The sequence below is a fragment of the Futiania mangrovi genome, assembly GCF_024158125.1.
Lineage (GTDB): Bacteria > Pseudomonadota > Alphaproteobacteria > Futianiales > Futianiaceae > Futiania > Futiania mangrovi.
Genome location: NZ_JAMZFT010000002.1, coordinates 393,580 through 405,362, shown reverse-complemented (window position 1 = coordinate 405,362; position 11,783 = coordinate 393,580). Strand labels below are relative to the sequence as shown.

General features: G+C 64.3%; 11 protein-coding genes and 1 pseudogene. 4 read left to right on the top strand and 8 right to left on the bottom strand.

Annotated elements, in window-relative coordinates:
* Nucleotides 1-2: 2 nt before the first annotated feature.
* The 7 genes from NJQ99_RS08845 to NJQ99_RS08815 all read right to left on the bottom strand — a co-directional run bounded on the left by NJQ99_RS08845 (nucleotide 3) and on the right by NJQ99_RS08815 (nucleotide 6,445).
* Complete coding sequence (locus tag NJQ99_RS08845) at nucleotides 3-917, bottom strand: ParB/RepB/Spo0J family partition protein (protein WP_269332465.1); 915 nt, start codon at nucleotides 915-917, stop codon at nucleotides 3-5.
* A 44-nt stretch (nucleotides 918-961) separates the two neighbouring features.
* Nucleotides 962-1,789, bottom strand: coding sequence for a ParA family protein (locus NJQ99_RS08840; RefSeq protein ID WP_269333207.1), 828 nt, complete (start codon nucleotides 1,787-1,789; stop codon nucleotides 962-964).
* Nucleotides 1,779-2,486: a 16S rRNA (guanine(527)-N(7))-methyltransferase RsmG gene (gene rsmG, locus NJQ99_RS08835; RefSeq protein WP_269332464.1), complete on the bottom strand. Its 708-nt coding sequence runs from the start codon at nucleotides 2,484-2,486 to the stop codon at nucleotides 1,779-1,781. The genes NJQ99_RS08840 and rsmG overlap by 11 nt, the downstream gene beginning before the upstream one ends.
* A complete protein-coding gene (gene mnmG / locus NJQ99_RS08830) occupies nucleotides 2,461-4,326 on the bottom strand; it encodes a tRNA uridine-5-carboxymethylaminomethyl(34) synthesis enzyme MnmG (protein ID WP_269333206.1) in 1,866 nt (621 codons plus the stop codon). Before mnmG ends, rsmG begins: the two co-directional genes overlap by 26 nt.
* Before the next feature lie 127 nt (nucleotides 4,327-4,453).
* A complete protein-coding gene (mnmE, locus tag NJQ99_RS08825; protein WP_269332463.1) occupies nucleotides 4,454-5,791 on the bottom strand; it encodes a tRNA uridine-5-carboxymethylaminomethyl(34) synthesis GTPase MnmE in 1,338 nt (445 codons plus the stop codon).
* Between the two features lie 13 nt (nucleotides 5,792-5,804).
* Complete coding sequence (locus NJQ99_RS08820) at nucleotides 5,805-6,176, bottom strand: (2Fe-2S) ferredoxin domain-containing protein (protein ID WP_269332462.1); 372 nt, start codon at nucleotides 6,174-6,176, stop codon at nucleotides 5,805-5,807.
* Complete coding sequence (locus NJQ99_RS08815; RefSeq protein ID WP_269332461.1) at nucleotides 6,173-6,445, bottom strand: DUF6489 family protein; 273 nt, start codon at nucleotides 6,443-6,445, stop codon at nucleotides 6,173-6,175. The genes NJQ99_RS08820 and NJQ99_RS08815 overlap by 4 nt, the downstream gene beginning before the upstream one ends.
* A gap of 125 nt (nucleotides 6,446-6,570) precedes the next feature.
* Between NJQ99_RS08815 and NJQ99_RS16385 the strand changes: the two are divergent.
* The 4 genes and pseudogenes from NJQ99_RS16385 to NJQ99_RS08800 form a co-directional block, all read left to right on the top strand.
* Nucleotides 6,571-7,068, top strand: a pseudogene (locus NJQ99_RS16385) (thioredoxin domain-containing protein); the annotation flags it as partial.
* 228 nt (nucleotides 7,069-7,296) lie between these two features.
* Nucleotides 7,297-8,628, top strand: coding sequence for a thioredoxin domain-containing protein (locus tag NJQ99_RS16380; RefSeq protein ID WP_407933367.1), 1,332 nt, complete (start codon nucleotides 7,297-7,299; stop codon nucleotides 8,626-8,628).
* Entirely contained in the window at nucleotides 8,625-9,329 is a 705-nt protein-coding gene (locus tag NJQ99_RS08805; protein WP_269332459.1) for a dienelactone hydrolase family protein, read from the top strand. The genes NJQ99_RS16380 and NJQ99_RS08805 overlap by 4 nt, the downstream gene beginning before the upstream one ends.
* Before the next feature lie 11 nt (nucleotides 9,330-9,340).
* Entirely contained in the window at nucleotides 9,341-10,315 is a 975-nt protein-coding gene (locus tag NJQ99_RS08800; protein WP_269332458.1) for a quinone oxidoreductase family protein, read from the top strand.
* A gap of 110 nt (nucleotides 10,316-10,425) precedes the next feature.
* Here the strand turns inward: NJQ99_RS08800 and rho are convergent, their stop codons facing one another.
* Nucleotides 10,426-11,691, bottom strand: a complete 1,266-nt coding sequence (gene rho, locus NJQ99_RS08795; RefSeq protein ID WP_269333205.1) for a transcription termination factor Rho — start codon at nucleotides 11,689-11,691, stop codon at nucleotides 10,426-10,428.
* Between the last annotated feature and the right edge of the window lie 92 nt (nucleotides 11,692-11,783).

Genomic DNA, 11,783 nt, shown 5'->3' with positions numbered 1-11,783 from the left:
TTTTACGACCAATCTCGCAAGGAAGGTGGCTCGCACAAGCGGCGGCAGATCTCGTCCAGCTGATCCAGGGAATGATAGCCGAAGCGGATTTCACCCTGCTCCTCATTATCCTTGTGCAGGATCGTGACCTTGAGCCCCAGTGCGGCTGTCAGGTCGTTTTCCAGTGCGACCGTGTCCGGATTCTTTCCCGTGCGTCCCTTGGCGCCCTTGCCGCCGGATGGCCCCCTGCCGGAGGCTCGATCGGATTTCACGAGCTGCTCGGCCTCGCGGACACTGAGGCCCTTCTCCACGATCGCTGCCGCCAGGTCTTCGGCATCGGCACGCCCAACCAGCGTGCGGGCATGCCCTGCACTCAGGCGGCCTTCGCGCAGCATCGTCTGCACGCCCTCCGGCAGGCTCAGGAGACGCAGCGTGTTGGCAATATGGCTACGGCTCTTGCCCATGATGCGGGCAAGACCTTCCTGGGTGTAGCCGAACTGATCGATCAGGCGCTGGAAGCCGCCCGCCTCCTCGACCGCATTGAGGTCTGCCCGCTGGATATTCTCGATGATGGCGAGCTCGAGAACCTCTGCATCGGTAAGGTCGCGGACGACCACCGGCACCGCGTGGAGCTGCGCCATCTGTGCGGCGCGCCAGCGTCGCTCGCCGGCGACGATCTGGTAGCTCGACGGATCGTCGGGCAGGCGCCGCACGATCAGCGGCTGGATGATGCCCTTTTCGCGGATCGATGCCGCGAGGGCCTCCATTTCGTCGGCATCGAAGTCGCGGCGCGGCTGTTCCGGATTCGGCACGATGAACTCGACGGGTACCGTACGGACGTCGCTGTCGCTGCGTCCAGCCTCCTCCTGCGCAAGATCTTCGCCCAGAAGGGAGGACAAGCCCCGTCCGAGCCCCTTGCGCTTTGCCTCTTCCGTCATCGCCACTCCTGTCACCCTACCGTTTCGAGTCGCAACCCCGCGTCTCAGGCTGCCGCGAGTGCCGCCCGTTCCCGGCGTATCACCTCGGATGCCAGGCTCATGTATGCTCGGCTTCCGACACACCGGTGATCGTAGATAAGCGCAGGCTTCCCATGCGACGGCGCCTCGGAAATCCGCACGTTTCGCGGAATGATCGTTTCGTAGACCTTGTCGCCCAGGAAGCTCTTCACATCCGCCGCAACCTGGCCCGAGAGGTTGTTGCGCTGATCGAACATCGTCAGCACAACGCCCTGGATATCCAGGCTGGGATTGAGATTGGCACGAACCTTTCGCACCGTGGCGAGCAACTGGCTCAAGCCCTCGAGCGCGAAGAACTCGCATTGCAGCGGCACCAGAACGGCATCTGCCGCGGTCATGGCGTTGATCGTCAGCAGATTGAGCGATGGTGGGCAATCGATCAGCACATGATCGTAGTCGAGACGTTTGCGGGGGCCGCCCGGCCGTCCGCGAAGCGCATCGCGCAGGCGGAAGGCGCGCCGTTCGGCTTCGATCAGTTCAATTTCCGCGCCCGAAAGATCCTGTGTCGACGGGATCAGGCCGAGGTTAGGGATGATCGTGCCGACAACCGCCTCCGAAACGCCCGCCTCGCCAAGCAGGACATGATAGGAGGAGATCGCGCGGCCGTGACGCTCGACACCAAGGCCCGTCGAGGCGTTGCCTTGCGGGTCGAGGTCCACGATCAGGACACGCTCGCCAACCGCCGCCAATGCCGTCCCGAGATTGATGGCAGTCGTGGTCTTTCCGACGCCTCCCTTCTGATTGGCGACGGCAATGATGCGGCACCGGCGCGTGCCGGCGGATTCAGACAACATCTGGCCTGACACGGGCGACATCCTTCAGCTTGAGGATCACACCATCCGGGTCGGTCCTGGACGGGATCGCGTCGACCGAAAGTGTCCAACATTTAGCGGCTTCGGTCAATTCGACTTCCACATCTTGCCCTTTGGGAAAGAGATAAAGAGTTGCAGGGCCGCCATGCGGGACCGCAAGCGCCAGGAGTTTCGGCAGCGGAGCGAGTGCCCGCGCCGTGATGACGTCGGGCGGGGGCAGGTCGGCTGTCTCGATCCGCGTGGAATGAACGGTCGCAGGCAGATCGGCGCGTCTGACGACCTGACGCAGGAAGGCACATTTGCGCTGGTCGCTTTCCACAAGGTGGACATGACTGTCCGGTTTGCCCTTCAGCACAGCGGCGATCACGAGGCCGGGGAAACCACCGCCCGAACCGAGGTCGATGATTATACGGGCGCCGAGCGGCACAGCTTCGGCAACCTGCAGGGAGTCCGCGACATGCCGCGACCACACATGCGGAAGCGTCGAGGGGCTGACCAGATTGATCGCCCTCTGCCACTTCTGAAGGGCTGCGACGAGGATATCGAGCGCCTCGGCTGTTTCACGTGAAACACGATGGCCGCCCAGCACGCTTTCGCGTTCTGCAGTATCGGCTGCCTCGGGACCCCGCACCGTGCGACTCACCGGGCAAAGCTCATGCGGTTCGCGCTCGCCGGCCATTGCGCACATGCGCCAGCAGTGCTGTCAATGCTGCGGGTGTCACACCGTCGACCCGGGCCGCCTGCCCCAGGGTAACCGGTCTTGCAGCCGCCAGCTTGTGCCGAACCTCTGTCGACAGACCATGCACTCCGCCATAGTCGAGATCGGCTGGAATCTGAAGCTGTTCGTCCTTCCTGAAGGAGATGATGTCGGCCTCTTGCCGGTCCAGATAACCCTTGTAGAGCGCATCGATCTCGACCTGCTCCCGGGCATCCCTGGCGATTGCGGTCAGCTCGGGCCAGATGCCTTCCATCCGACTCCAGCTGATATCCGGATAGGCCAGAAGGTCAAAGAGGTTGCGCCGGACACCGTCCTGGTTCACTTCCAGTCCCCGGTTTCGGGCCTCGCTCGGCGTCAGCGTGAGTCCGGCTGCCAGCGATCGGGCATCTTCGAGGCGCTGCTGCTTCTGCGCGAACGAGTCTGCTCGCACGCTCCCCACAAGACCGCGCGCGATGCCGACGGGCGTCAGACGCTGGTCGGCGTTGTCCGCGCGCAGCGTCAGCCGGTACTCGGCCCGCGAGGTAAACATGCGATAGGGCTCGCTCACACCGCGCGTGACGAGGTCGTCGATCATGACACCGATATAGGCTTGCGCCCGGTCAAGAATCAGCGGTTCCGAACCCGAAACGGCCGCCGCGGCATTTGCGCCAGCAAGCAGTCCCTGCCCTGCCGCTTCCTCATAACCTGTTGTGCCATTGATCTGGCCCGCCAGGTAGAGCCCTGCGACCCGTTTGAGTTCCAGCGTTGGCAACAGCTCCCGCGGGTCAACGTAGTCGTATTCGATCGCATAGCCGTGCCGAACGATCCGAACATCCTCAAGACCAGGGATCGTCCGCAGAAACGCTTCCTGTACCCCGCGCGAAAGAGACGTCGATATGCCGTTTGGATAGACGGTGTGGTCCTCGAGCCCCTCCGGCTCAAGAAAGATCTGGTGCCCTTCCTTCTCCGCAAAACGGACGACCTTGTCTTCGATGGATGGGCAATAGCGCGGTCCGACGCCCTTGATCTGCCCGGAATAAAGCGGCGCGTCGGCCAGATTCTCGCGGATGATCCGGTGCGTTTCAGCCGTCGTCGTGGTTATCCCGCACGCGATCTGCGGTGTTTCGATCTTCTCGGTCAGGAAGGAGAACGGAACGGGCGGCTCGTCCCCGGGCTGCATCTCGAGGACATCCCAGCGAATCGTGCGTCCATCGAGCCGGGCCGGCGTGCCGGTCTTAAGCCGGCCCATCTGCAATCCCAGGGCATACAGCCGCTCGGACAACCCGATCGCGGGTGCATCCCCGACCCGGCCCGCGGGGGTACGCTCTGTGCCCAGGTGGATCAGGCCATTGAGAAACGTTCCCGTCGTGAGGACGATCGCCCCTGCCCCGTAGCGCCGGCCGTCGGCGAGGACGATTCCGGTCACCCGCGAATCCCGGACTTCGAGGTCCTCCACCGCGCCTTCGATCAGCGCCAGGCCCGGCATATCTGCCAGCGCCGCCTGCATGTGCATGCGGTAGAGGGCCCGGTCACTCTGCGCGCGCGGACCCCGGACTGCAGGTCCCTTCCGCCGGTTGAGCAGGCGAAACTGAATCCCCGCCTTGTCGGCGACCCGGCCCATAAGCCCGTCGAGCGCGTCGATTTCCCGGACGATGTGTCCCTTGCCAAGACCGCCGATCGCCGGGTTGCAGGACATCTCGCCGATGGTCGAGAGCTTGTGCGTGACGAGTGCCGTGCGCGCGCCACACCGCGCCGCGGCCGCCGCTGCCTCGCAGCCCGCGTGTCCACCGCCGATCACGATGACATCGAACGACCGCTTCATCTCGCTGTTCATTCCACTCGCTCCGAGTTACGCCACGCCGGTGTTTCACGTGAAACATCCGTCCGAACGCGCCGCCATTCGCTCGACCCGCGAACGGCCTGGCTCCTAGCATGTTTCACGTGAAACGTCATTTCCCAATGCAGAAGTCCCGGAACACCACGTCGAGCAGATCCTCAACATCGACCCGCCCGGTTATGCGCCCAAGGCTGCCAACCGCAAACCGGATCTCTTCCGCCGCCAGCTCAGGCGCGTCATCGGAGAGATCCCGGGCCAGGAACCTCTCCAGGGCGCTCACGCAATCCCCCAGCGCTCTGCGATGCCGGGCACGGGTCAGCACAGGGGCTTCCGTGAGACCGAAGCGCGCCCGCACCAAGGCCCCCAGCCGTTCCAGCAACGTGTCAACCCCGGCGCCAGTCCGGCAGGAAATTCTCACCGCCTCCTCGTGGAATGGCGTCGCTACCCCTTCCCGGTCGATCTTGTTGTAGACGACGAGGTCCGGCGAGGTTTCTTCCGCCATAGTCGCGAGGTCGGGGATCCCCGGGATGCTGGCATCCCGAACCAGAAGGCGGATATCCGCATCGGCTGCCCGGGCGCGCGTTCGCCGCACGCCCTCTGCCTCGATTCGATCTTCCGTTTCCCGCAGCCCCGCGGTGTCGACCAGCGTAACCGGATAGCCGCCGAGGTCCAGGTGCACCTCGATGACATCGCGCGTCGTGCCCGCAATCTCCGAGACGATTGCTGCCTCCCGCTGGGCGAGCAGGTTGAGCAAGCTCGATTTTCCAGCATTCGGCGCACCGAGAATGACTACGCTCACCCCGTGGCGCAGGCGCTCTCCGCGCCGCGAGTCGTCCAGATGCGCGCGTAACTCGTCCCGCAGCATCCGCACCTGACCCGCCACCAGGTCGCGGGTCTCCTGCGGCACATCCTCATCCGGAAAGTCGATCATGACCTCCAGGTGCGCCGCTACACGCACGAGGCGCTCCCGCCAACCGTCGTACAGCGTACCGAGGGCGCCATCGACCTGGCGCCGAGCCTGCCGGCGCTGGGCCTCGGTCGTCGCGTCGATCAGGTCCGCCAGACCTTCGACCTGGGTCAGGTCGAGCTTCCCGTTGTGGAAGGCACGCCGCGTGAACTCGCCCGGCTCTGCAGGCCGGCAGTCCTTCTCGCCTGACAGCACTTCGAGAAGAACAGCAACCACCGCCAGGCTTCCGTGAACCTGAAGTTCCAGCACATCTTCCCCGGTAAAGCTCCGCGGTGCGGGGAACAGCAGGACAAGACCGTCGTCGAGCGCCTCGCCCGTACCCGGATGCCGCAACACCGCACGCTCTGCGCGCCGCGCCTGGGGGCGGCGTCCGCAAAGCCGCTCGGCGACCAGGGGTGCCCGCCGACCCGAGACACGGATCACGGCAACCCCAGCCCGCCCCGCAGCGGTTGACAGGGCGAAAATCGTATCCCGATCGTTCATCAGGAGAACCTTGTCAGCCCGCCGGCGGCGGCTTGGGGCCGTCTTCAGGACTCAGCATCAGGCGTGCGACCCGGCCACCCTCGACAAGATGCGTCTGGATGATCTCGTCCAGATCCTCGGCGGTCCGATAAGTGTACCAGATGCCCTCCGGATAGATCACGAGCACGGGACCCAGTTCGCACCGATCGAGGCACCCGGATGCGTTTACCCGGACCCGCCCCACCTCGGCCTCTCCCACACGCGCCTTGAGATAGGCCCGCAGTGGCTCCGACTTCTTCTCGGCGCAACACCCGCGCGGATGTCCCTCCGCCCGCCGGTTGGTACAGACGAAAACGTGCCTGTCGAAATAGGGCTGCGGATCGCCAGCCGAACGCCCGCCCGTCATGACCCTTCCCCGCTCCTGGTGCCGCCTGTGCGGCCGGCGGCAGCCGCTCCGGCTGCGCCGAACAGAAAGCGTTGCAGCTGTTCCAGCCCCTGTTGTCCGAGCGGCATCCAGGCTTTCACGAGATCCTCTGGATCCAGCCTTGCTGCGGCCTGCTCCATGTTCTCCTGCATCCGTGCAACCATGGCGTCCTGCAAGGGCTGCAGATCGGGCAAGCCCAGCAGTTCGCGCGCTTCCTTTGGCGTCAGGTCCATTTCGACGGTGACCTTCATCGGCCGTCCTCTCCTCGGGAAAAACAGGCTGTCGCGGCGGTTTACGCCCGCCGCCCGACAGCCTACCCTGTCCATATGTGATCCCCAATAGCCCGAGTCCATCCCGCGGACACACGGAGACAGGCATGAGCGCTGCCCTGCCCCAGGCGAACCTGCTCGCCGACGAAACGAGCCCTTACCTGCTCCAGCACGCGGACAATCCGGTGCACTGGCGGGCATGGGGTCCGGAGGCGCTGGCCGAGGCGCGCCGCTACGACAAGCCCATTCTCCTGTCGGTCGGCTATGCCGCCTGCCATTGGTGCCACGTCATGGCGCACGAAAGCTTCGAGGACCCCGAAATCGCCGGCGTGATGAACGAGCTGTTCGTGAACATCAAGGTCGACCGCGAGGAGCGGCCCGACATCGACGCGATCTACCAGGCGGCGTTGCAGATGTTGGGCGAGCATGGCGGCTGGCCGCTGACCATGTTCCTGACCCCCGGCGGCGAGCCCTTCTTCGGGGGTACCTACTTCCCGCCCACAGCCCGTTACGGGCGGCCCGGATTCCCGACGATCCTGCGCGAAGTACACCGCGTCTTCCATGCGGAGCCTGAAAAGATTACCCACAATCGCAAGGCCCTTGCCCAGGCGCTCCAAGCCATGAACAAGATTGAGGGAGAGCCGCTGTCCCTCTCGCTGCCCCTGCTCGACGAGATCGCCGAACGGCTTGGCACCCATATCGACCGGGACAACGGCGGTATCGGCGGCGCGCCGAAGTTCCCGCAGGTGTCGCTCTTCGATTTCTTCTGGCGCACTGCATTGCGTACGGGAAACGCCACCTTGCGCGACGGCGTGCTCCTGACCCTCGACCAGATGGCGCTCGGCGGTATCCGCGACCACCTTGGCGGCGGCTTTGCGCGCTATACGGTCGATGCTCGTTGGCTCGTGCCGCACTTCGAGAAGATGCTCTATGACAACGCCCAGCTCCTGCGCCTCTACGCCCATGCCTGGGCCGAGACGGAGAGCCCCCTTTACCGCCGCATCTGCCGGGAGATCGTGGCCTGGACCCGGCGCGAGATGATGGCACCCGATGGCGGTTTCGCTTCGAGCCTGGATGCGGATTCCGAGGGAGAGGAAGGCCGTTTCTACGTCTGGACCGCCGAAGAGATCCGGCGCGTTCTGGGAGAGGAGGACTTTCTCCTCTTCGCCCGCGTCTTCGACGTCACGTCCGGCGGAAACTGGGAAGGAAAGACGATCCTCAACCGGCTTTCCTGCGACCAACTGCCCAGCACGGAAGAAGAAGCCCGCCTCGATGCCATGCGCGCAACCTTGCATGCCGTGCGTGAAGGGCGCATCCGGCCGGGGCGCGACGACAAGGTGCTTGCCGACTGGAACGGATTGATGATCGCCGCGCTCGCCGATGCGGGCCGGATGATGGATGAACCGGATTGGATCGCGCTTGCCGAGGAGACCTTTGCCTTCATCGTCGAGGCCATGACAAGGGACGGCCGCCTGCTTCACAGCTACCGGCAGGGACAGGCACGACATGCCGCGACCCTCGACGACCATGCGTTCATGATCGAGGCAGCCGTGACCCTCTACGAAGCAACCGCCGACAGCGCCTACCTCGACTGGGCGACCCATTGGGCGGATGTCCTCGACACCCATTATCGCGACGGCGATGGCGGCGCCTATTTCTTCACGGCTGACGACGCCGAGGCGCTGATCGTGCGCACCAAGTCCTGCTCGGATGCCTCGACACCGTCCGGAAACGGGATGCTTGCCGGAACGCTTGCCCGGCTTCACCTTCTGACGGGCGACAGCCTCTATCGCGAGCGGGCAGAGGAAATCGCCGCGACCTTCGCACCCCTCGTTCATCGCAATGTGTTTCCGCTGACCGCGCTCTTCTGCTCGTGGGAGACAATCGAACGGCCTGCCCAGGTAACCGTCATCGGCGACCCGGACGACCCGGACACAGAGAAGCTGCTCGCCGCCGCGCATCGTGCGGCACCGCCCTCGCGCGCCCTCCAGGCAATAAGCCCTGGCACAGCCCTGCCAGAGACGCATCCCGCAGCCGATAAGGTCGAAAAATCAGGTGTTTATATCTGTATCGGCCCCTCGTGCAGCCTACCCGTCTCGAAAGAGGAAGCGATCAGGCTAGACTTCGCACAACGCTGGAAAACCACGAACCCAGGGAGGGGATGACCATGAAGACCGGCACGCTCACGATCAATACACCCGACGGCAAGTTCTCGGCCTACGCCGCCTATCCGGATAACACGCCCGCACCGGCGATTGTCGTCATGCAGGAAATCTTCGGCGTGAACAAGGTGATGCGCGATATCTGCGACAGCCTCGCCCGCCAGGGCTTCGTCGCCGTCTGCCCCGACCTCTTCTGGCGCATCCAGCCGGGCATCGACATTACCGACCAGACGGAGGAGGAGTGGAAGCAGGCGTTCGGCTATTTCCAGGCCTTCGATGTCGACGCCGGCATCCGCGACGTGCAAGCGACCATCACACACGTCCGGAACATGGACGAGACGACGGGCAAGGTCGGCACGGTAGGTTACTGTCTCGGCGGAAAGCTCGCCTATCTCTCCGCGACCCGTACGGACACCGACGCGGCGGTCGGCTATTACGGCGTGGGTCTCGACGCCCTGCTGGACGAGGCGGGCAACATCGCGGTGCCGCTGATGCTGCACATTGCAACCGAGGACGGATTCGTTCCCAAGGACGCCCAGAAGAAGGTGCATGAGGCGCTCGACAAAAATACCCATGTGACGCTGCACGACTATGTCGGCAACGATCATGCGTTTGCCCGTGTCGGCGGGGCTCACTACGACGCGGAGGCCGCGAAGCTCGCCAACGGGCGGACGGCCACCTTCTTCAACAACCACCTCGGTTGAGCGGGGGTATCATGGTCAAGGCAATCCAGATCCAGCGGCCTGGCAGTCCGGAAGTCATCGAGGTTGTCGATCTCGACGTCCCGGCGCCAGGGAAGGGCGAGATCCGCGTCCGTCACACCGCGGTCGGCCTGAATTTCATCGACACCTACCATCGGTCCGGCCTCTACCCGCTTCAAATGCCCTCCGGCCTCGGCCTGGAAGCTGCCGGCGTTGTCGAGGCGGTTGGTAGCGGCGTGACCGGCCTCTCCGAGGGCGATCGTATCGCGTACGGGACAGGTCCCATCGGTTCCTACGCAGAGGCTCGCGTCATGCCAGCCGACAAGGTGGTGAAACTGCCGGGGAGCATCAGCGATGAAACCGGCGCCGCCATGATGCTGAAAGGGATGACGGCGCAGTACCTCATCCGACGCATCTACCCGGTCCAGGCGGGGGAGACGGTGCTTTTCCATGCCATCGCCGGCGGTGTCGGCCTGATCGCCTGCCAGTGGCTCAAGGCACTTGGCGCCACGGTCATCGGTACCGCCGGAAGCGAGGACAAGGCCGACCTCGCCAAAGCGCACGGTTGCGATCATGTCATCCTGTACCGCAAGGAAGACATCGCCGAACGGGTGAAGGAGATCACGGGCGGCAAGAAGGTGCCCGTCGTCTTCGACGGCGTGGGCAAGGACACATGGGTGCCTTCGCTCGATTCGCTCCAGCCGCGCGGCCTGCTCGTCAGTTACGGCAATGCCTCGGGTCCGGTCCGCGACGTGGACCTCGGCATCCTCTCGGCCAAGGGCTCGCTCTTCGTCACCAGGCCGACCCTGATGCACTACACGGCCACACCCGATGAAATGCGCGCCACCGCCCAGGATGTCATCGACGTGGTCGCATCTGGGAAGGTGAAGATCGACATCAACCAGCGCTATGCGCTGAGCGACGCGCGCCAGGCGCACGAGGATCTGGAAGCCCGCAAGACTACAGGTCAGACGATCCTCATTCCCTGATCGGGCCCTGATCAGGCCCTGAAACGCGCCAGAATGATTGAAGCCCGCGTACCGTATGCAGTACGCGGGCTCTTTCGTTTCGCGCCGGAAAAAGGCCGCGGGGGCGCTTGTCAGGTGTTCATGGAGTCGAAGAAATCGCTGTTCGACTTGGTCTGCTTGATCTTGCCGAGGAGGAATTCCATCGCATCCACGGTCCCCATCGGGTTCAGGATACGGCGCAGGACATACATCTTGGACAGCGTGTCCTTCGGCACCAGAAGTTCCTCTTTCCGCGTGCCCGAGCGCGTGATGTCGATGGCCGGGAAGATGCGCTTGTCGGCGATCTTGCGGTCGAGGATCAGCTCGGAGTTGCCGGTACCCTTGAACTCCTCGAAGATCACCTCGTCCATGCGGCTGCCGGTGTCGATCAGCGCGGTCGCGATGATGGTCAGAGATCCGCCTTCCTCGATGTTGCGGGCCGCACCGAAGAAGCGCTTCGGCCGCTGCAGGGCGTTGGCGTCGACACCGCCGGTCAGCACCTTGCCGGAGCTTGGGACAACGGTGTTGTAGGCCCGGCCGAGGCGCGTGATCGAGTCGAGAAGGATCACCACGTCGCGTCCATGCTCCACCAGGCGCTTGGCCTTCTCGATCACCATCTCGGCAACCTGGACGTGGCGTGCCGCGGGCTCGTCGAAGGTCGAGGAAACGACCTCGCCCTTCACGGTCCGCTGCATGTCGGTCACTTCCTCAGGGCGCTCGTCGATCAGGAGCACGATCAGGTAACACTCGGGATGGTTCGCCGCGAGCGAGCGGGCGATATTCTGCAGCACCACGGTTTTGCCGGTGCGCGGCGGCGCGGTGATCAGCGCGCGCTGGCCCTTGCCGATCGGCGCAACGAGATCCATGACCCGCGCGCTCATGTCCTTGATCGTGGGATCCTCGATCTCCATGCGCAGCCGCTCGTCCGGATAGAGCGGCGTCAGATTGTCGAAATGCACCTTGTGGCGCACCTTCTCGGGGTCGTCGAAATTGATCCGGTCCACACGGGTGAGTGCGAAATACCGCTCCCCGTCCTTCGGGCTGCGGATGGTCCCCTCGACCGTGTCGCCGGTGCGCAGGCCAAAGCGGCGGATCTGCGAAGGCGAGACGTAGATGTCGTCGGGACCGGCGAGATAATTCGATTCCGGGCTGCGCAGGAACCCGAAGCCATCCTGAAGAACCTCAAGCACGCCTTCGCCGGTGATCTCGCACTCCTGCTCCGCCAGCTCCTTGAGGATGGCGAACATCATGTCCTGCTTGCGCATCGAGGATGCGTTCTCGACGTTCAGCTGCTCGGCGAACGCCAGAAGATCGGTGGGCGACTTGACCTTGAGGTCCTGCAGCTTGAGTTCGCGAATGTCCATGTGGATGTCCTGGAAGGGAAGAAACCGAAGCGTACCCTGGCCTGTCGGAAGCTGATGTCCGTCCCGGCCGGCAGCGGGAATCGGGT